Source organism: Ancylobacter sp. WKF20 (genome assembly GCF_029760895.1).
Classification (GTDB): Bacteria; Pseudomonadota; Alphaproteobacteria; order Rhizobiales; family Xanthobacteraceae; genus Ancylobacter.
Genome location: NZ_CP121679.1, coordinates 1996073 through 2015567, shown reverse-complemented (window position 1 = coordinate 2015567; position 19495 = coordinate 1996073). Strand labels below are relative to the sequence as shown.

Below are 19495 nucleotides of genomic sequence, written 5' to 3'. Positions count from 1 at the left end.
GGGGCGGATGGTGTCAAGGCGGCAGGTGCGCGAGGCGGGCTCTTTCCTCAGAACTTGCCTCACCAGTGCGCCGCCGGCGGGGAGTTGGTGATGACTTCGTGGATGCGCCGCCGCGTCGGGCCGGTCGTCGTCTCCGGCAGGCGATCCGGCGCGAAGACGCCGATCTCGGCGATCTCGCGGTTCGGCGGTGGAATAGCACCTCTGTCGAACTGCTCGACGACATAGACCGCGACATGATCGCGCCGGGCGAGGTTGCGGTTGAGCAGCAGGCCGTGCAGGCGCGGCCGGCCGAGTGCAAGGATGCCGGTTTCCTCGCGTAGCTCGCGCGCCAGCGCTTCCTCCGCCGTTTCCCCAACCTCGACCCCGCCGCCGGGCAGATGCCAGCCCGGCACATAGCCGTGGCGCGCGAGCAGGATGTGGCCGGCCTCGTCGATCACCAGCGCCTTGACCCCCAGCGTCATGCCGCGCGTGAGCCGTCCCCAGCCATGTACCATCCGGGTGAAAAGGCGCGGTCCCATGCCGGGCTTTTGCACGGAAGGCATGTCCGCGGCGCATTCCATCGCGGCGCCGGGGCTGATAAGGAGACCCCCGTGTTTGTCCTTGCTCATCTCACCGACGCCCATCTTGGTCCGCTGCCGCGCGCCCGCTTCGCCGAGCTCGCCGGCAAGCGCGCCCTTGGCGTGCTGAACTGGCGGCGCGGCCGCCAGCACCGTTTCAATGTCGCCACCATCGACCTGCTGGTGGCCGACATCAAGGCGATGGCGCCGGACCATATCGCCGTGACCGGCGATCTGGTGAATGTCGGCCTCGCCGCTGAGTACGCGACCGGCCTCAACTTCCTGAAATCGCTGGGCGAGGGGCAGGATGTTACCGTCGTGCCCGGCAATCACGACGCCTATGTCCGCTCCACCGCGCATCACTCGCTGCTGAACTGGGGCGACTATATGCGCGGCGATGGCGTGAATGGCGACGTGACCGACGAGAGCGCCTTTCCCTTCATCCGCCGGCGCGACGGCGTGGCGCTGATCGGTGTCTCAACGGCCATTCCCACCCGGCCCTTCATGGCGACCGGCAAGGTCGGCCGCCCCCAGCGCGAGCGCCTGGCGCAGGCGCTGGAGCAGCTCGGGGCGGAAGGGCTGTTCCGCGTGGTATTGATACACCACCCGCCCTGCGGCCTGCGCGCCGGCCACAAGCGGCTCATCGACGAGGCCGAGGTGCGCGCCGTGCTCGCCCGCTATGGGGCGGAGCTGGTGATCTGCGGCCACGACCATGTGCCCATGGTCGAGATGCTGCCGGGGCCCAGCGGTGGATTGATACCGGTGGTCGAAGCGCCGTCCTTCGCGGCGGGGCCGGAAGACCGGCACTGGCCGGGCGGCTATCATCTCTACCGGATCGAGCGGGTGGCCGACGCGCCGTTTCCCTGGCGCTGCACGCTGGAGGCGCGAGGCTTCCAGCGTGGCGAGGTGGCGGTGGACACTCGCACCCGCCGCGTGCTGAGCGGCTCGCTCAGCGCAGGCTGACGGGCAGGCCGTAGAGCGCCGACAGGCCGATCGCGGCGACGGCGCCGATCACGAGACCTAGCAGGAACATGCCGAACCGTCCGCGCGGCGCATCTCGCTGGCCCAGCGGGGCCTCCGGCGCGGGCGGGGCAGGGTGGTGCGGCGCGGGGTGGGGGATCGGCTCCGCCTCGGACGGCGTGAGGCTGGAGACCATCGCCTGTTCGCGGGCGATGAGCCGGCGGGCGATGTAACGCGTTACCGCGTCAACAATATCATTCGGATTGGTGCTCTCGGCCAGCACGCGCCGGCCGGCGCGGGTGTCCTGCAGGAAGCGGAAGGTGCGACGGTCACGCCCCAGCGCCACATGGGCGACCATGTCGACGAACAGGCGCGGCGTCTCGCCCGGCATCAGGCCGCGATCGAACAGATCGGCATGGTCGAGCGGCACGTCCTCGAAGATCGGGTCCAGCATCTCGTTGAGCATGGACAGCCGCGCGAGGCTGGCATCGCGCAGTTCCACGATCACGCCGGAGCGTTCGGCCGCTTCGATCCGCGCGGCGCGGATGGCCTCGCGCAGGGAGAGGCCGGGCGTGTCGCCGCCGTGGCGCTCGCTATCGTCCATGCCTGTCCCCAACCCCGTTTCCGCCGCCTCGCCCGTCCTGTCGGTGCCCGCGGCAGGGGAGAGTGTACCCCCGCCGGGTTAATGCGTCGTTGGGTTTGCGGTGGGTTTGGTGGCTGCACGCGCTCGCGCGAGAGGCTATGAAGCGGCATGGCGCAACGTTTCGAGATTCCCCCCGGTGTGGTTGCGGTCGCGGATTACGAGCCGCTGGCGCGCGAAATCCTGTCGCCGGCCGCCTTTGCCTATTACAGCGGCGGGGCGGCGGATGAGCTGACGGTTGGCTGGAACCGGGAGGCGTTCGACCGGGTGAAGCTGCGCCCGCGCGTGCTCACCGATTTCGCCGGCGGCGGTACTATGTTGACGCTGTTCGGCCAGACCTTCGAACACCCCATCCTGCTCGCCCCCACCGCCCATCATGGCCTTGCCTTGCCGGAGGCGGAGATCGCCACCGTGATCGGCGCGGCGGGTGGGCGGGCGGGGATGGTGGTGAGCACCGAGGCCGATGTGACGCTGGAGGAGATCGCCCAGGCGGCGCGCACGCCGCTGTGGTTCCAGCTCTATGTCCAGCATGACCGCGTCTTCACGCAGGCGCTGGTGCGCCGGGCGGAGGCGGCCGGCTATGGCGCGCTGGTGGTGACGGTGGATGCGCCGATCCATGCCTTCCGCAACCGCGAGCAGCGGGCGGGCTATGTGCCGCCCAAGCTCTCTGAGCATGCCAATCTGCGCGGGCTGCACACGCGCCATATCGCGGCGGCGGAACTCGGCGAAAGCCTGATGTTTCGGGGCTTTCTTGATGTCACCGCGCGCTGGGACGACATTGCCCGGCTGCGCGAATGGACGCGCTTGCCGTTGATTCTCAAGGGCATCATGACGCCGGAGGATGCCGAGCGGGCGCTGGCGCTGGGCGTCGACGGGCTCATCGTTTCCAACCATGGCGGGCGGGTGCTGGACAGCGTGCCGGCCACGCTTGACGTGCTGCCCGCCATCGCCCGCACGGTCGCCGGGCGCGTGCCGGTGCTGCTCGATGGCGGAATCCGGCGCGGGACGGATGTGCTGAAGGCGCTGGCGCTGGGGGCGAGCGCGGTGCTGGTCGGCCGGCCTTATCTGTACGGCCTGGCGGTCGCCGGGCCGGCGGGCGTGGCGCATGTGCTGCACTTGCTGCGCAGCGAGTTCGAGATCGCCATGGTGCTGACCGGCTGCGCCACGCTGGCCGATATCGGTCCGGCGGTAATATGGAACCGCGAGGGCGGCGGCGCCTAGTAGAGCGTCGCCTTGTAGCGTTCCAGCATTTCCGCCTGCGTCTCGGCGGTGGCGAGGCCGAGTTGGTCGCGCAGCATTTCGCCCATGCTCGGCAGGCTCGCCCGGTCGATATGGCGTGCCGGATCCCAGGCGCCGGAACGCATGAACGCCTTGGCGCAGTGCAGATAGGCTTCCTCGACGGTGACGCGCAGCACGGTCGCCGGCGGCTTCTCGCCCACGGCGAAGCGGGCCAGCAGATCGGCATCGTCGCGGATCTGGGCGCGGCCGTTCACCCGCAGCGTCTCGTCGACGCCGGGGATGAGGAAGAGCAGGCCAATGGCCGGGTTACCCAGCAGATTGGTGAGCGTATCCAGGCGGTTATTGCCCGGCCGGTCGGGAAGCAGCAGGGTGCGCTCATCCTCGAGGACGACAAAGCCGGGCAGGTCGCCGCGCGGGGTGACATCGGCCCGCCCGTCGCTGCCGAAGCTCGCCACCATGACCAGCGGCGAGAGCCCGATGAAGCGGCGGCCATGCCCGTCCAGCGCGGGCAGAACCTTCAGCCGGCTGCGCTCGCGCACCGGCGGGTAGAGCGCGCGCAGCGCGTCGAGCGAGGTAATGGCGGCCATTTGCGGCTCCTCTAAGACTTTGAGAACGATCAGCTTTTGATGACAAGCTGTACACGATCCGCGGCGAAGGACGCACGCGAAAACTGGATCGGCCGGCGCCGCGCATCGCCATTCACCGCCTCCACCACCATGACGGTGCGGCCCATGGGGAGGCTGAGCAGGCGGCGCTCCTTCTCGTCGGCGGGGCGGGCGGTGATGCGGGTTTCCAGCCGGCGGTAATCGCCGAGGCCGAGCGTCTCCAGCGCCCGCGTCACCGAGCCGGTGGCGGCGACCAGCAAATCGAGATCGCGGCAGGCGGTAGCTTCATACCAATGCGTGCCATAGGTGATGGGTACGCCGTCGGCTTCGCGCAGCATCTCGATGCGCAGCACCTCGGCACCCGGCGCGAGCTTGAGCGCGCTGGCGATGTCGGCCGACGCAATCTCCACCTGCGAGGCGACGAGGCGCCCGCTGGGCGCGCGGCCCTCGCCGGAGACGATCTCGGAGAAGCGGGTGCGCGGGCCGATCGGGTAGCGGATCGGCGGCTCCTTCACGAAGGTGCCACGCCCCGGCGTTGCCTCGATAAGTCCTTGTTCCGCAAGGGTTGAGAGGGCGCGGCGCAGCGTGTGGCGGTTCACGCCGAAGCGCTCGGCCAGCTCCATTTCCGTCGGCAGGCGGGTGCCCGGCGCGAGCCGCCCTTCGGTGATGTCCGCCTCGATGCGCTCGACGATCTGCTTCCACAGCGAAATGCCGGTGCCGCGGGCGACATCGGCCGCCGCCTCCGTCTCCGAGCCCGCCTCCTGCGTCATCGCGCTGTCGTCGCTGCCGGCCATGATCTTCGCCATCGGGTCAGAACCGCTCTTGCCTATTTGTATAGATCATTATACAAACTTGCCGGCAAGTAAACCCGTTTCTTGGCGGCTCTCCTAAGGGGAGCTGAAGGCGGCGATGGAAAAATCCCTGAACGAATTCAACGATGTAGCGGCGCGGCCGGCTGTCATGGCGGTGCTGGCGCGGGCGAGTTTCGCCGAGCTGGCACACGCTCTCGCCAAGCTCGATCCGGTGCCGGCGGCGCGGGATCTGCGCCCGCCGGAGACCGGGCTGGTGATGCTGCGCGGGCGCACCGGCGGCGATGGCGCGCCGTTCAATCTGGGCGAGGCGACGGTGAGCCGGGCGACCGTCCGGCTGGATAGCGGAGCGGTAGGATTTTGCTACCGGCTGGGCCGCGATGTCCGCGCCGCCCGCGTCGCGGCGCTGATCGACGCGCTCTGGCAGGAAGCGCCGCGCCGGGCGGCGGTGGATGCCGCGCTCGCCCCAGTGAAGGCGCGCCTCGCCGCCGAGGATGCGGCGGTGCGCGCGGAGACCGCGGCCACCAAGGTGGACTTCTTCACCCTTGTGCGCGGCGAGGATTGATATGTCGCTTCAGACACTTGCTGCCGGCTTTGCCGATCCCGTCTTCGACTTGCAGGCCGCCTTCCGCGCGAGCATGTGGGCGCTGTCGCGCCCCGGCCGGCCGGCGCCGCTCGCCACCGATCTCACCCCGCCCGCGCCGCTGAACCGCGAGGCGGCGGCGCTGGTGCTGGCGCTGTGCGACTTCGAGACTCCGCTCTGGCTGGACGCCACGCTCGCCGGCGTGCCGGCGGTGGCGGACTTCCTGCGCTTCCATACCGGGGCGCCGCTTGTCAGCGACCCCGCTTTGGCGCGCTTCGCGGTGATCGCCGATCCCCTTGAAGTGCCGGAGCTTTCCGCCTTCGCCGCCGGCACGCCGGAATTCCCGGACGCGTCCGCAACGCTGATCCTGCAGGTGGAGACGCTGGGCGCGGAGGGCTTCTGGCTCGAAGGGCCGGGCATACAGGGAATGATCGGGCTCGGCGCAGCGCCGCTGCCGCATCATTTTACCTCTCAACTCGCGGCGAACCGCCGTCTGTTTCCGCTCGGCGTCGATCTCCTGCTGGCGGGCGCCGGCGCGGTGGTCGGGCTGCCGCGTTCCGTCACCGTCCGGGAGGGCTGAGGCTCATGTATGTCGCGGCAAAAGGCGGCGAGAAGGCCATCCGCAACGCCCACCAGCTTCTGGCCAAGCGTCGGCGCGGAAAGACGAATTTGCCCGCGATCACGCTGGAGCAGATCGCCGGGCAGCTCACCTTGGCGGTCGATCGGGTGATGGCGGAAGGCTCGCTCTACGATGTCGAACTCGCCGCTCTGGCGGTGAAGCAGGCGCGCGGCGATTTGATAGAGGCGATCTTCCTCATCCGTGCCTTCCGCACCACGCTGCCCCGTTTTGGTGCCACTATACCGCTCGACACCGCGCAGATGCTGGTGCGCCGGCGCGTCTCCGCCACCTACAAGGATCTGCCCGGCGGGCAGCTTCTCGGCCCCACGTTCGACTACACGCACCGGCTGCTCGATACGTCTCTGGGTAGTGAAAATCCGGTGACTGGTCAGTGCAGTGAGGTGGACGATCAGGCCAGTGTGTCCGACATCGTGGCGGGTCAGGCCGATGCGTCCAAGCCGATTGCGATGCCGCGCGTGACCGACCTGCTCGGGCGTGAGGGGCTGGTCGAGCCTTCGCCAACGGACGACGGCTCCGAGCCCTTCGACATCACCCGCGCGCCGGTGTCCTTCCCGGTGGATCGGGCAACCCGCCTGCAGACTCTGACGCGCGGCGACGAGGGGTATCTCCTCGCGCTCGGTTACTCCACCCAGCGCGGCTATGCCCGCTCGCACCCCTTTGTCGGCGAAATCCGCTTCGGCGATGTCGAGGTGATGTTCGAGCTGCCCGAGCTCGGCTTTGCCGTCTCGCTCGGCCTGGTGCAGCTCACCGAGTGCCAGATGGTGAACCAGTTCAAGGGCTCGGCCGAGGTGCCACCGCAGTTCACCCGCGGCTATGGCCTCGTCTTCGGGCAATGCGAGCGCAAGGCGATGTCGATGGCGCTGGTCGAGCGGGCGCTGCGCTGGAAGGAGCTGGGCGAGGAGCCCGGCGCCCCGGCGCAGGACGAGGAATTCGTGCTCTCCCATTGCGACAATGTGCAGGCCACCGGCTTCGTCGAGCATCTGAAGCTGCCACACTATGTCGACTTCCAGGCCGAGCTCGATCTGGTGCGCCGCATGCGCGCCGAACATGAGAGCGAGATGAAGGAGGCCGCGGAATGAACGCCCCGGTTCACGAGGCCCGCGCCGCCACCAGCGGCATGCCCGACATCACCTACAATTTCGCCTATCTCGATGAGCAGACCAAACGGATGATCCGCCGGGCGATCCTCAAGGCGATCGCCATTCCCGGCTATCAGGTGCCGTTCGCCGCGCGCGAAATGCCGATGCCCTATGGCTGGGGCACCGGCGGCGTGCAGGTCACCGCCGCCGTGCTTGGCCCGGAAGACGTGCTGAAGGTCATCGACCAGGGGGCGGACGACACGACGAACGCCGTGGCCATTCGCGGCTTCTTCGAGAAGACCGCGCGGGTGGCGACCACCACCGCCACGACGGAAGCGACCATCATCCAGACCCGCCACCGCATCCCGGAGACGGCGCTGAACGAGAACCAGATCCTCGTCTATCAGGTGCCGATCCCCGAGCCGCTGCGCTTTCTCGAGCCGCGCGAGACCGAGACGCGCCAGCTTCACGCGCTGGCCGAATATGGCCTCATGCATGTCAAGCTCTATGAGGACATTGCCCGGCACGGCCATATCGCCACCACCTATGCCTATCCGGTGGAGGTGGCGGGCCGCTATGTGATGGACCCCTCGCCGATCCCGAAATTCGACAACCCGAAGATGGACGACTGCCCGGCGCTGCAATTGTTCGGCGCGGGGCGGGAAAAGCGCATCTACGCCATCCCGCCCTACACGAAGGTGCGCTCGCTGGACTTCGAGGACCACCCCTTCAAGGTGCAGCGCTTCGCCCAGCCCTGCGCGCTCTGCGCGGCCACGGGTGTCTATCTCGACGAGGTGATCCTCGACGACCGGGGCGGGCGGATGTTCGTGTGTTCGGACACGGATTACTGCAACGACCGGCAGGCGCAGGGCCATGTCGGGACGCTGGGCGTGCCGGGCGGCGGTTTCCCCTCACCCCAACCCTCTCCCCAACGGGGAGAGGGAGTGGAAGGCGCCAGTCTTCACCTCTCCCCGTCGGGGAAAGGTCGGCCCGAAGGGCCGGGTGAGGGGCCTTCTGGCGTGCCCATGCCGTCATCCCGGCCGGAGCCGCACCGCGGCGCAGAGCCGGGATCGCGGGACGATGATGCACCTGTTTCTGCCGACGATCCCGGCTCGAAGGCTTCGCCTTCGGCCGGGATGACGAGGGAGGGGACGATATGACCACGCAGTACGACCACCCCCTCCTCATCGCCGAGGGCCTGTCGAAGAATTACGGCGCGCGTATCGGCTGTCGCGACGTTTCGCTCACCGTCCATCCCGGCGAGGTGCTGGCGGTGGTAGGCGAGAGTGGGTCCGGCAAGTCGACCCTGCTCGGCCTCTTGTCCACCGAACTCGCGCCCAGCGCCGGGCACGTCTCCTACCGGATGCGCGACGGGCGGCTGGCGGACCTCGCCAGCCTCGGCGCGGCCGAGCGGCGGCTCTTGATGCGCACCGATTGGGGCTTCGTGCGGCAGAACCCGGCGGAGGGGCTGCGCATGGCGGTCTCGGCCGGCGGCAATGTCGGCGAGCGGCTGATGGCGGTCGGCTGGCGCCACTATGGCGACATCCGCCAGGAGGCGCTGGACTGGCTCGCCAAGGTGGAAATCGCCGGCGACCGGATCGACGACGACCCGCGCGCCTTTTCCGGCGGCATGCGCCAGCGCTTGCAGATCGCCCGCAATCTGGTGACGCGCCCGCGCCTCGTTTTCATGGACGAGCCGACCGGGGGGCTGGATGTCTCGGTGCAGGCGCGCCTGCTCGACCTCATCCGCCAGCTGGTGGCGGAGCTGGGGCTGGCGGTCATCATCGTCACCCACGACCTCGCCGTGGCCCGGCTGCTCTCCCACCGCATGGTGGTGATGCGGCAGGGGCGGGTGATCGAGACCGGGATCACCGACCAGGTGCTCGACGACCCGCGCGAGCCTTACACGCAATTGCTCGTGTCCTCGGTTCTGGCGGCGTGAGGATGGTCACCTCTTCTTCGCCGTCATCCCGGACGGCGCGGCACGCGCCGAGCCGGGATCGTCTGCTGACGGGAGCGCGCGGTCGGCCCGCGATCCCGGCTCTCCGCTTCGCTACGGCCGGGATGACAAGCGAGACTCGATATGGCGCATGATCCCATCCTCACCGTCGCCGGCCTCACCAAGACCTTCATCCTGCACCTGCGCGAGGGGGCGCGGCTGCCGGTGGTGGCCGGGGCCGGATTCGAACTGTTCGCCGGGGAATGCGTGGCGTTGGGCGGGCCCTCGGGGGCGGGCAAAAGCTCGCTCTTGAAGATGGTCTACGGCAATTACCGCGTCGATGCCGGCACCATACAGGTGCGCGATGGCGACGAGACGGTGGATGTCGCCACCGCCGAGCCGCGCTGGCTGATCCGGCTGCGCGGGCAGACCATGGGCTATGTCAGCCAGTTCCTGCGGGTGATCCCCCGCGTCGGGGCGCGCGATGTGGTGGCCGAGCCGCTGATCGGCGATGGCGTCGCCCGCGAGGAGGCGACGGCGCGGGCCGGTGCGCTGCTCGCCCGGCTGAACTTGCCGGAGCGGCTGTGGAGCCTGCCGCCGGCGACCTTCTCCGGTGGCGAGCAGCAGCGGGTGAACATCGCCCGCGGTCTGATCGCCCATCGCCCGCTCTTGCTGATGGACGAGCCCACCGCCTCGCTCGACGCCGCCAACCGGCAGGTGGTGGTGGAGCTGATCGAGGAGAAAAAGCGCGCCGGCGTCGCCATTCTCGGCATCTTCCACGATGCCGAGGTGCGGGAGGCGGTGTGCGACCGGGTGATCGACGTGACCGAATTCGGCCGGCAGGCGGCGTAAGGGGCGGGCGGTTGCTGCCTCTCTCCACGCCGCCGCCCACCGCCTCCCGACCGTCATCCCCGGGCTTGGCCCGGGGATCCACGACTTGGGAGCGCGGCGAGCAGGAAAACGTGGATGGCCGGGCCAAGCCCGGCCATGACGGTGTGACGGAATGAGTGCGGCGCGAGCCGTGGCTTGCAGGCGGCGAATGGCAGGCGTGAGGGGTGGGCGGTTGCTCTTTTGGCGCCGCCGACCTCCCTCTCTCCACGCTGCCGCCCTCCGCCTCCCTGCCGTCATCCCCGGGCTTGACCCGGGGATCCACGACTTGGGGGCGCGGCGGGCAGGAAGACGTGGATGGCCGGGCCAAGCCCGGCCATGACGGCGTGAGGGTGACTGGCCGCGTGCCGGCCATGACGGTGTGACGAAATGAGTGCGGCGCGAGCCGTGGTGTGAAGCGTGCGTCCGTGACTGGCAGGCGTGAGGGAATGATGAACGAGACGGTCTATGCCAATGCGCGGCTGGTGCTGGCCGACGCGGTGCGCGCCGGGCACATCGTGGTGCGCGACGGGGTGATCGCGGAGATCGGCGAGGGCAGCGTCCCCCGCACGGCGCTGGACATGGGCGGCGACTATCTGCTGCCGGGCTTTGTCGAGCTGCATACCGACGCGGTGGAGGGCCATCTCTACCCGCGCCCGCGCGTCACCTGGAACGCCTTCGCGGCGGTGACCGCCTATGACGCGCAGATCGCCACCTCCGGCATCACCACCGTGTTCGATTCGCTGCGCGTCTGGCCGGACAAGAAGGCGGTCGGCATGGATGGCGACGCGCCGCTGCTCGCCGCCACGATGCGGCAGGCGCAGGAGGCGGGATTGCTGCGCGCCGAGCACCACATCCATCTGCGCTGCGAAGTGGCGGCCGATGGCGTGGTGGAGGATGCCCACGCGCTGATGGACAGCGCCGATGTGCGGCTGATCTCGCTGATGGACCACACGCCGGGCCAGCGCCAGTTCCTCACCGTCGAGCAGTTCCGCAGCTACTACAAGAAGAAGAGCGGCATGACCGATACCGAGATGGACATCGTCGTCGCCGACCGGCTCGACGCCCATGCGCGCCTTGCCCGCCCCAACCGGGCGCGGCTGGTGGAGTTGGCGCGCGCGCAGGGCATCGTGCTGGCGAGCCATGACGATGCGAGCGACGCGCATGTGGCGGAAGCCATCGCCGATGGCGTCGCCATCGCCGAGTTCCCCACCACCGACGCGGCGGCGGATGGCTCGCACAAGGCCGGCATCCGCGTGCTGATGGGCGCGCCGAATATCGTGCGCGGCGGTTCGCACACCGGCAATGTCGCGGCGCAGACGCTGGCGCAGCGCGGCGTGCTCGACATCCTCTCCTCCGATTATGTGCCCGGCAGCCTGCTGCTGGCGGCCTTCGAGCTGCCGAGCCGCGTTCCGGGCATCACCCTGCCGCAGGCCGTGCGCATGGTCAGCGCCAACCCGGCGGACGCGGCGGGCTTGACGGATCGCGGCCGGCTGGCCGAAGGGCTGCGGGCCGACATGGTGCGCGTGGCCGATTCCGGCCCGGCGCCGGCGGTGCGGGAAGTCTGGCGCGCGGGGGCGCGGATCGCATGAGCGGGGCGGACGAGGTTCAGGAGCGGACGGCGCCGGCCCGGCTCGGGCCGGGCGTGCTGGTGCTGGTGGTCGGCCCCTCCGGCGCCGGCAAGGACACGCTACTCGCTTATGCTCGCGCCCGGCTCGCGGGGCGGGACGACCTCGTCTTCGCCCGCCGCCGCATCACCCGCCCGGTGGACGCCACCGAGGACCATATCGCCATCGACACCGCCGCCTATGACGAGGGCGTGGCGCAGGGCCGTTTCCCGCTGCACTGGTGCGCCAATGGCCTCGCCTATGCGCTGGGCGAGGAGGTGGGCGCGGCCATCGCCGCCGGCCGTACCGTCGTCGCCAATGGCTCGCGCGCCGCGGTGGCGGAGGCGCGGGCGCGCTTCGCCCGTCTCAAGGTGGTGCATGTGACCGCCCCGCCCGAGGTGCTCGCCGCCCGCATCGCCGCGCGGGGCCGCGAGAGCGAGAGCGAAGTGCTCGCCCGCCTCGCCCGCGAACCGGCGCTCGACGCCCCGCCGGAACTGCGCATCCTCAATGTCGACGCGGTGGACGCCGCCGGCGAACGGCTGGCGGCGTTTCTGCAGGGGCTGTGAGGGGGGCGGTTCGCTCGCCCCCGCTCGGACATTCCTACATCCCGACCGTCATCCCCTCCCAGAACGCCGTCATCCCCGGGCTTGGCCCGGGGATCCACGACTTGGACCGGGTACGGCCGGAGGGGAAGACGTGGATGGCCGGGTCAAGCCCGGCCATGACGGTCAACATTTTGTCGTCATCCCGGACGGCCGAAGGTCGATCCGGGATCGCGCGCAAGTGAGGCGCGGGACGCGATCCCGGCTCTGCGCTTCGCTTGGCCGGGATGACCCTTGGATGGCAGCCACCCCATGCCGCGCAAGAAAAAGGGCCGGCGGGAAAGTGTTCCCGGCCGGCCCTGAGCTGCATGAAAGTAAAACGGCGCCGATTACTGGCGGTATTGCTGGATACGAGTGGTGCGCAGGCCGGCGAGGCCGTGGCGGTCGATCGAGGCCTGCCAGGACAGGAACTCCTCGGTCGTCAGAGTGTAGCGCTTGCAGGCCTCCTCAAGACTGAGAAGACCGCCGCGCACGGCGGCAACGACCTCCGCCTTGCGGCGGATAACCCACCGCCGGGTGTTGGGCGGGGGCAGATCGGCAATGGTTAACGGACTTCCGTCCGGCCCGATTACATATTTCACCCTCGGGCGGTAGGGCTCGGTCATGTTACGCTCACTCAATACACGCGATCAATGAGAGCAGGTTACCTGCCGAGGCTTAAATATTTCCCTAAGCGAATCACGCTCTGGTGAAGTCGCGACACGTAGGAGCTTGTTAATAGTTGCGCAGGACTTTGTTTACCTTTGCCGCCCCAGCGGAAGAGGTATCCCGAGGCCGACCGGGCCTTGTCGCACGACAAGGGTTCATAGAAGCGCCACGGTGCCCTATATAACGGGGGTCAATGCCTTCCCGTTTCCGCCCCTGTCCTCGCACACGGTCCGCGCCCGCCGCATGATCCGCCTCGACGACGCTTCAAGCTTTCCCGGCCGCTCCCCCGCCGAGACCCGTGTGGTCGTGGCCATGTCCGGCGGCGTGGATTCCTCCGTGGTCGCCGCGCTGTACGCGCAGGCGGGCTATGATGTGCTGGGCGTGACGCTGCAGCTCTACGACCATGGCGAGGCGATGCACCACCGGCCGGGCGCCTGCTGCGCCGGCCAGGACATCTATGACGCGCGCACCGTGGCCGAGCGGCTGGGCATTCCCCATTACGTGCTCGACTATGAGAGCCGCTTCCGCCATGCGGTGATCGAGCGCTTCGCCGATGCCTACGCCGCCGGCGAGACGCCGATCCCCTGTGTCGACTGCAACCGCACGGTGAAGTTCCGCGACCTCCTGGAGACCGCGCGCGACCTCGGCGCCGACATTCTCGCCACCGGCCATTATGTGACCAGCCGCCCGCTGTCCAATGGCCGGCGCGCGCTGTTCCGCCCGCTCGATGAGAGCCGCGACCAGAGCTATTTCCTCTACGCCACCACCCAGGCGCAGATCGACATGCTGCGCTTCCCGCTCGGCGAGACCAGCAAGCCGGAAGTGCGCGCGCTGGCCGAGAGCTTCGGCCTCAAGGTGGCGGACAAGCCGGACAGCCAGGACATCTGCTTCGTGCCGAACGGCCATTACACGGCCATCGTCGAGAAGCTGCGCCCCGAGGCCGCCGAGCCGGGCGACATCGTGCATCTCGACGGGCGGGTGCTGGGCCGCCATGCCGGCGTGATGCGCTACACGATCGGCCAGCGCAAAGGCCTCGGCATCGCCGCCGCTGAGCCGCTTTATGTGGTCGGCATCGATGCGCGCGCCCGGCGCGTGCTGGTCGGCCCGCGCGAGGCGCTGGGCGTCACCGTCATCCGCGTCGATGAGGTGAACTGGATCGGCGATGAAACGTTGGAAGACGCGGCGGGGGCCGAGCGCGAGGTCTATGTGAAGGTGCGCTCGGCGCGCGCCCCGGTGCCGGGCCATCTCGCCCGCGCGGCCGATGGCGGCATCGACGTGCATCTGGCCATGGCCGAGGAGGGCGTTGCGCCCGGCCAGGCCTGCGTCTTCTACGAGGATGGCGCGCCCTCGGCGCGTCTGCTCGGCGGCGGGGTCATCCGCCGGGCGCGCGAGACCTTCACGCCGGTGACACGCGACATTGAGATGGTGTCGCGTACCGCGTGAATCGCAGTTTACAGGGCAGGCCGCGCTGCGGCCGGGTGACAGGGCAGGGGACACGCATGATGCCGACCGATCTCGATCGCGCCACCGTTGAGGAAGCCTATGCCCGCTGGGCGCCGGTTTATGACGTGGTGTTCGGCGCGGTGTTCGAGCCCGGCCGCAAGGTGGCGATGAAGGCGGCGGAACGGATCGGCGGGCGCATCCTCGATTTCGGCGTCGGCACCGGCTTCGCGCTGCCCGCCTATAAGCGCTCCAACCGCATCGTCGGCGTCGATATTTCCGAGCCCATGCTGCAGAAGGCCCGCGAGAAGGTGGAGAAGGAAAACCTCTCCCATGTCGAGGGCCTGTGCCTGATGGACGGCGCCCATATGGGCTTCGCCGATGCCAGCTTCGACGTGGTGATCGCGCAGTTCGTCATCACCGTGGTGCCGCACCCGGAGGAGACGCTGGACGAGATGGCCCGCGTGCTGAAGCCCGGCGGCGAGATCATCCTCGTCAACCATCTCGGCGCCGAGGACGGCCCGCGCGCCGTGTTCGAGCGCTGGTTCGCCCGCAAGGCCCGTAAGCTCGGCTGGCGCCCGGAATTCCAGTTCGCCCGCCTGCGCAACTGGGCGCTGGCCAACGGCACCGTCGACCTGCCCATCCCCCGTGACGTCGCGCTCGGCATGTACACGATGGTGCGCTTCAAGAAGCGCAGCGCCGCCGAGATCGCGGCGGCAGGCGCCGATGAGCCGGAGCTGGTCGCGCTGGCGGGGTGAGGCGAGCCTCGGCCTGTTCGCCTCAAAACACCACCCTCGTGCGCAGCCCGATCACCGTGGCGTTGCGCAGGGGCTCTGTCGGGGCGCTGCCGTCCGGTTGGGGGACGTTGCCGCCGGGGTGGATAATGTATTGGAAGAAGGGCTGCACGCTTAGCCAGGGGGTGACCGCCGCCTGATAGGTGACTTCCACCACCGCTTCATAGTCCATTACCGGCCCGTCGATCCCCGTTTCCGCGTTGCGGGCGCGGTCGGCGTCGGCGAGGTCGGGGCTGATCTTCGCATAGGCGAAAGCGATGCCCGCGACATCGTTCGGGCGGCCGGGGAGCGGGCCGGTGAGGGTGAGGCCGGCATCGACATAGAAACTCGCTTCGTTGCGGTCGATCTGCGGGGCGACGGCGAGGCGCACGAAGCCGGCCAATGTCGCGTCGCCCTTTTGCAGGAGCTGCTGGTCGGCGATGGCGTAGAGCGCGTAGCTGCCCGGCAGGGGCAGAGGGGCGTCGGCGCCCGGCGCGCTGAGGGGAAGGCCGTTGCTGGCGGTGGTGAGCGAGCTGGAGCCTTCCGACAGGTACCAGCCGCCAAACCGGTAGATGCCGGTCAGGCCGCCCTTGGGGGCGTGGGTATAGGTGATCTCGGCGATGGCGAGGACGCCATTGTCGAGCGGGAAGTCGAGCCCGTCCGTGTTGCCGGTGTCGCCATCGGGATTTCCGTTGAACACGGCGCCCTGCACCGACCAGGTCGCGTTGGGGGTCCAGCGCAGGCGCGCTCCGGGGGTCGGCAGCGGCTCGGCCGGGCCGCCGCCCGGCAGGTCGATGGCACCGAGGCCCGGCCAGCCGAAGGTGGAATTCACGAACAGCCCGGCGGTGGGGCTGATGGCGAAATCATCGTCGATGCCGATCTGGCCGAGGCGCAGCGACCAGACCCCGTCCGCGCTGTCATGCTCGAGATAGAGGTCGCCGAGGCGCAGCTCGGGCTGAAGCTCGATATTGGTGACGGTGAGCAGATTGCCGACATAGTCGGCCGAGAGGCCGTGGCCCTGCAGCCAATAGAGGCTGGCCACAACCTGCGTGCCCTGCCAGCCGGCGAGCTTGTCGAGGTCGAGCGTCGCGGTGACCTCGAGTTCCCCGTCGCCGCCGAGGCCCTGCCGCATGCCGCCGGCGACATTGCCCATCACGTCGGCGATCCAGTTGGCCTGGAAACTGAGGCCCTTGGCGGCAAGGGCGGGGCGGGCGCCGTTCCAGTCGCCGGTGAGGGTCGTGCGGGTGAGCCAGTCGCTCGCCGGCGCGTCGTCCGCGTGGGCCAGCGCGGGCAAAGCGAGGACGAGAAGGGGCAGCAGCACCGCCTGTTCCCTGAGGCTCCTGTGATGCCGTCCCGCCATGTCCATCCCCCGCACCCGCCGCCCGGTTCCACCGCGCCCTGCATGTGTTTTGCCCGGCGCGGTGGGGAAGCGTCTTTCGCGGATGCCGGGTTACAGCCAGCCCATATCCGGTCCCACCGGCACGATGCCGGTCGGGTTGATGGTGGCGTGGCTCTCGTAATAGTGGCGCTTGATGTGAGTAAAATCGACTGTGCCGGCGACGCCCTCGCGGTGGTACAGCGCGCGCACGAAGCGCTTCAGGTTCGGGTAATCGACGATCCGGCGGATGTTGCACTTGAAGTGGCCGACATAGACCGGATCGAAGCGGATCAGCGTGGTGAAGAGGCGGATATCGGCCTCGGTCAGCACCTCACCCATCAGCCAGGACTGGCCGTCGAGCCGCGCTTCCAGCTCGTCGAGCATGGTGAAGAGGGCGGTGACGGCCTCCTCATAGGCATCCTGCGCGGTGGCGAAACCGGCCTTGTAGACCCCGTTATTTACCGCGTCATAGATGCGGGCATTGAGCGCGTCGATCGCCTCGGCGAGCGCGGCCGGGTAGTAATCGTGCCGATCCTCCGTGAAGGCGTCGAAGGCGCTGTTGAGCATGCGGATGATCTCTGCCGATTCATTGCTGACGATGGTGCCGCGCGTGCGGTCCCACAGCACGGGCACGGTGACGCGGCCGGAAAAGGCAGGGTCGGCGGCGAGATAGACTTCGTAGAGCCGCTGCTTGCCGAGCAGAGAATCCGTCGTCGCGCCCGGCGTGCGGCGCGCGGCATGGTCGGCGAAGACCCAACCTTCATGCCCCATATGGGGATCGACCACCGAGACGGAGATGACGCCTTCCAGCTTCTTCAGCGTGCGCATGATGAGGGTGCGGTGGGCCCAGGGGCAGGCGAGCGAGACATAAAGGTGGTAGCGCCCGGCCTCGGCGGGAAAGCCGCCCTCGCCGGAGGGGCCGGGGGCGCCGTCCGGCGTCACCCAGTTGCGGAAGCGCGTGGTGGTGCGCACGAAGCGCCCGCCGGTGCTCGAGGTGTCGTACCATTTGTCGACCCATTGGCCGTCGACCAGCAGTCCCATCGCGTCCTCCCTGTTAGGCTCAACGTAGCGCGCGGGACGGCCGGTGACAGGCAAAAGCGTGTGCGCGGGCGCGCGGGCGTCTTTGCAGCTCTGCCTCCGCCGCGCTCCCTCAGCCGGGCGGCAGGCGCTTGTAATAGATCAGGGTGCCGGTGAGGCCGCCATGGGGCTTGAGCGCATAGTCGGGGATCTCGCCGGACAACATGAAGCCCTGCTTCTCATAGAGCCCGGCCGCGCCTTCGTCGCTCGCCGTGTCGAGCACCAGCAGGCTGCGTCCGGCGGCGATGGCGTGGCGCTCGGCCTCGATCAGCAGCGCGCGCGCAAAGCCCCGGCCGCGATGGGCGCGCGCGGTCATCATCTTGGCGATCTCGGCGCGGTGCGGCTGGTTCTCCGGCAGGCCGAGCACGAGGGTGACGGTGGCGACGAGCTCCTGCCCAACGAAGGCGCCCAGGATGATGAGTTCGCCCCGAGCCGCCCGCTCCAGCCCCGCCTGCCAGAAGGCCAGCGCCCGCGCCGGATCGAGCGGGTGCATGAAGCTGACGGAGCCGCCTGAGGCGACAGTCTCGACCAGCAGGCTGGCGAGGGCAGGCGCATCGGCGGTGGCGAGCGGGCGGATTTTTGCGGCGGCGGTCGGCATGGAAAGGCTCACAGGCGGGTCAGGGTGACGATGTAACGGCAGGGGGCGCCGCTCTCATTGGCGAAGGTGACGTCCGCCGGGGGGCCGAAGCCGAGGCAGTCGCCGGCCTCCAGCACGTGGCGGTCGTTGCCCTCGGTGAGGGTCAGCGTGCCCGCGCGCACCTGCAGGATTTGGCGGATATGGCCGTAGGTGGAGGCCGGCAGCAGGATACGGGCGCCGGGCGGCAGTTCGACCTCGACCATCTCGACGGGATGATCCGGCCGGGCGAAGATCTGCCGGCGCGTATAGCCGGTCTCGGGATCGCGCCAGAGCGGCTGGTCGGCGGCGCGCGACAGACGCTCGCCGCCCTCCGCCCGCAGGAGAAGACCCGCGAGGGTGAGATCGAAGGCCGCGGCGAGGCGCACCAGCGTGGCGGCGGTGGGGCTCATTTCCTCGCGCTCGATCTTGCTGATCGTGGCTTTCCCGACGCCGGAACGGGCGGCAAGATCGGCCAGCGACCAGCCCCGCGCCTCCCGCTCGAGGCGCAGGCGATGGGCGAGGCGGTGGGTGGTATCGTCCATTAAAAGAGACATAAATCTCTTATAATGGACGCTCGCGCTCTCGGCAACGGGCCTCCGATGCCGCGTTCTGCCCGTCGCCCCCTGCCATGCCGCTTCACCTTGCGTTCCCCCTGTGCTATCCGGGCGCCCTTCATGGGGATGGACATGATCCGGTTGCCGGCCCAGCGACGACGAGACGAGCGGACCCGCCGCGCCTTTGCGCGCGCGATCCCGTTCGCCTGCGCCCGCCCGCGGCCGTGATGCACGTCTCGTGATCAACGCCTGCCGCGCTCGGGCGAGCCTGCCGACCTCTGAGCGCCGAGTGGCCCCATGACCGATCTTTCCGTTTCGCTGTTTCCCGAAAATCCCGCCGACGATGCCGCCATCGAGCGGCTGGTGGCCCGCACCTTCGGCCCCGGCCGCTTCGCGCGCACGGCCTACCGGCTGCGCGAGGGCAACCCGCACCGGCGCGACCTGTCCTTCACCGCCTATATCGGCACCATGCTGGTCGGCTCGGTGCGGCTGACGCCTATTCTCATCGGCGACATTTCCGCCCTGCTGCTCGGCCCGCTCACCGTCGAGCCGCCCTTCCGCTCGCACGGCATCGGCCGGCGGCTGGTTGAGAAGGCGCTGGAGGTGGCGCGGGGCCAGAGCGGTGGCGAAGGCGCGGCGCGCCTCGTGCTGCTGGTCGGCGACGAGCCCTATTATGGCCGGATGGGCTTCAAGCGCGTGCCGCACGGCCAGGTGAGCCTGCCGGGCCCGGTGGATCCGGCGCGCGTGCTGGTCTGCCCGCTGGACGCCACGCCGCTTGAGGCGGTGCGCGGCCCGGTGCGCAAGGGATTTTCCGCCGTGCCCGAGCGCGCGGCGGGGTGAAGCGGCGGCCGGTCAACCGGCCCCATGTTGAGGGAGAGCGGG

21 protein-coding genes and 1 pseudogene are annotated in these 19495 nt (G+C 69.4%); 13 read left to right on the top strand and 9 right to left on the bottom strand.

The features are described from left to right. Positions 1-59: 59 nt before the first annotated feature. Complete coding sequence (locus AncyloWKF20_RS09375; protein WP_279317582.1) at positions 60-518, bottom strand: NUDIX domain-containing protein; 459 nt, start codon at positions 516-518, stop codon at positions 60-62. Positions 519-590: 72 nt separating this feature from the next. Between AncyloWKF20_RS09375 and AncyloWKF20_RS09370 the strand changes: the two genes are divergently transcribed. After that, on the top strand, positions 591-1520 hold the full coding sequence (locus AncyloWKF20_RS09370; protein ID WP_279317581.1) for a metallophosphoesterase: 930 nt from the start codon (positions 591-593) through the stop codon (positions 1518-1520). Here the strand turns inward: AncyloWKF20_RS09370 and AncyloWKF20_RS09365 are convergent. Continuing rightward, positions 1507-2121 carry a hypothetical protein gene (locus AncyloWKF20_RS09365; RefSeq protein ID WP_279317580.1) on the bottom strand — a complete coding sequence of 205 codons (615 nt, stop codon included), beginning with the start codon at positions 2119-2121 and terminating at the stop codon, positions 1507-1509. The genes AncyloWKF20_RS09370 and AncyloWKF20_RS09365 overlap by 14 nt on opposite strands. 147 nt (positions 2122-2268) lie before the next feature. Between AncyloWKF20_RS09365 and AncyloWKF20_RS09360 the strand changes: the two genes are divergently transcribed. Beyond that, positions 2269-3378: an alpha-hydroxy acid oxidase gene (locus tag AncyloWKF20_RS09360; RefSeq protein WP_279317579.1), complete on the top strand. Its 1110-nt coding sequence runs from the start codon at positions 2269-2271 to the stop codon at positions 3376-3378. Here the strand turns inward: AncyloWKF20_RS09360 and AncyloWKF20_RS09355 are convergent. Both AncyloWKF20_RS09355 and phnF read right to left on the bottom strand, forming a co-directional pair. Further along, positions 3375-3983 (bottom strand): pyridoxamine 5'-phosphate oxidase family protein, encoded by a 609-nt coding sequence (locus AncyloWKF20_RS09355; RefSeq protein ID WP_279317578.1) that lies wholly within the window; start codon positions 3981-3983, stop codon positions 3375-3377. The genes AncyloWKF20_RS09360 and AncyloWKF20_RS09355 overlap by 4 nt on opposite strands. Before the next feature lie 29 nt (positions 3984-4012). Further along, positions 4013-4807, bottom strand: a complete 795-nt coding sequence (phnF, locus tag AncyloWKF20_RS09350; RefSeq protein ID WP_279317577.1) for a phosphonate metabolism transcriptional regulator PhnF — start codon at positions 4805-4807, stop codon at positions 4013-4015. 103 nt (positions 4808-4910) lie between these two features. Between phnF and phnG the strand changes: the two genes are divergently transcribed. From phnG to phnN, 8 genes and pseudogenes are all read left to right on the top strand, one after another. Next, the gene (gene phnG / locus AncyloWKF20_RS09345) at positions 4911-5375 is read left to right on the top strand and encodes a phosphonate C-P lyase system protein PhnG (RefSeq protein WP_279317576.1); all 465 of its coding nucleotides are present in this window, start codon (positions 4911-4913) and stop codon (positions 5373-5375) included. A gap of 1 nt (position 5376) precedes the next feature. Further along, positions 5377-5973: a phosphonate C-P lyase system protein PhnH gene (gene phnH / locus AncyloWKF20_RS09340; protein ID WP_279317575.1), complete on the top strand. Its 597-nt coding sequence runs from the start codon at positions 5377-5379 to the stop codon at positions 5971-5973. 5 nt (positions 5974-5978) lie between these two features. Further along, on the top strand, positions 5979-7112 hold the full coding sequence (locus tag AncyloWKF20_RS09335; protein WP_279317574.1) for a carbon-phosphorus lyase complex subunit PhnI: 1134 nt from the start codon (positions 5979-5981) through the stop codon (positions 7110-7112). A gap of 38 nt (positions 7113-7150) precedes the next feature. Beyond that, positions 7151-7996: pseudogene (locus AncyloWKF20_RS09330) on the top strand (alpha-D-ribose 1-methylphosphonate 5-phosphate C-P-lyase PhnJ); the annotation flags it as partial. A gap of 272 nt (positions 7997-8268) precedes the next feature. Beyond that, a complete protein-coding gene (gene phnK, locus AncyloWKF20_RS09325) occupies positions 8269-9054 on the top strand; it encodes a phosphonate C-P lyase system protein PhnK (RefSeq protein ID WP_279317573.1) in 786 nt (261 codons plus the stop codon). Between the two features lie 141 nt (positions 9055-9195). After that, positions 9196-9903, top strand: coding sequence for a phosphonate C-P lyase system protein PhnL (gene phnL / locus AncyloWKF20_RS09320; protein WP_279317572.1), 708 nt, complete (start codon positions 9196-9198; stop codon positions 9901-9903). Between the two features lie 467 nt (positions 9904-10370). Beyond that, positions 10371-11510 (top strand): alpha-D-ribose 1-methylphosphonate 5-triphosphate diphosphatase, encoded by a 1140-nt coding sequence (locus tag AncyloWKF20_RS09315; RefSeq protein ID WP_279317924.1) that lies wholly within the window; start codon positions 10371-10373, stop codon positions 11508-11510. Beyond that, on the top strand, positions 11507-12091 hold the full coding sequence (gene phnN, locus AncyloWKF20_RS09310) for a phosphonate metabolism protein/1,5-bisphosphokinase (PRPP-forming) PhnN (RefSeq protein WP_279317571.1): 585 nt from the start codon (positions 11507-11509) through the stop codon (positions 12089-12091). Before AncyloWKF20_RS09315 ends, phnN begins: the two co-directional genes overlap by 4 nt. 365 nt (positions 12092-12456) lie before the next feature. On the opposite strand, the gene AncyloWKF20_RS09305 is transcribed toward phnN, so the two are convergent. Continuing rightward, positions 12457-12732 carry a DUF1153 domain-containing protein gene (locus AncyloWKF20_RS09305; protein ID WP_144342224.1) on the bottom strand — a complete coding sequence of 92 codons (276 nt, stop codon included), beginning with the start codon at positions 12730-12732 and terminating at the stop codon, positions 12457-12459. 286 nt (positions 12733-13018) lie between these two features. Here AncyloWKF20_RS09305 and mnmA point away from each other — a divergent pair, with 286 nt between their 5' ends. Both mnmA and AncyloWKF20_RS09295 read left to right on the top strand, forming a co-directional pair. Continuing rightward, entirely contained in the window at positions 13019-14218 is a 1200-nt protein-coding gene (mnmA, locus tag AncyloWKF20_RS09300; RefSeq protein WP_279317923.1) for a tRNA 2-thiouridine(34) synthase MnmA, read from the top strand. Between the two features lie 59 nt (positions 14219-14277). Continuing rightward, the gene (locus AncyloWKF20_RS09295; protein WP_279317922.1) at positions 14278-14973 is read left to right on the top strand and encodes a class I SAM-dependent methyltransferase; all 696 of its coding nucleotides are present in this window, start codon (positions 14278-14280) and stop codon (positions 14971-14973) included. Positions 14974-14995: 22 nt separating this feature from the next. Here AncyloWKF20_RS09295 and AncyloWKF20_RS09290 read toward each other — a convergent pair whose 3' ends face one another. The 4 genes from AncyloWKF20_RS09290 to AncyloWKF20_RS09275 form a co-directional block, all read right to left on the bottom strand. Continuing rightward, a complete protein-coding gene (locus AncyloWKF20_RS09290) occupies positions 14996-16309 on the bottom strand; it encodes a carbohydrate porin (RefSeq protein WP_279317570.1) in 1314 nt (437 codons plus the stop codon). 129 nt (positions 16310-16438) lie between these two features. Next, positions 16439-17407, bottom strand: a complete 969-nt coding sequence (locus tag AncyloWKF20_RS09285) for a glutathione S-transferase family protein (RefSeq protein WP_279317569.1) — start codon at positions 17405-17407, stop codon at positions 16439-16441. 109 nt (positions 17408-17516) lie between these two features. Next, positions 17517-18041, bottom strand: a complete 525-nt coding sequence (locus AncyloWKF20_RS09280; protein WP_279317568.1) for a GNAT family N-acetyltransferase — start codon at positions 18039-18041, stop codon at positions 17517-17519. A gap of 8 nt (positions 18042-18049) precedes the next feature. Beyond that, positions 18050-18613 carry an XRE family transcriptional regulator gene (locus tag AncyloWKF20_RS09275; RefSeq protein WP_279317567.1) on the bottom strand — a complete coding sequence of 188 codons (564 nt, stop codon included), beginning with the start codon at positions 18611-18613 and terminating at the stop codon, positions 18050-18052. Between the two features lie 297 nt (positions 18614-18910). Between AncyloWKF20_RS09275 and AncyloWKF20_RS09270 the strand changes: the two genes are divergently transcribed. After that, positions 18911-19453, top strand: a complete 543-nt coding sequence (locus AncyloWKF20_RS09270; protein ID WP_279317566.1) for an N-acetyltransferase — start codon at positions 18911-18913, stop codon at positions 19451-19453. Positions 19454-19495 lie beyond the last annotated feature (42 nt).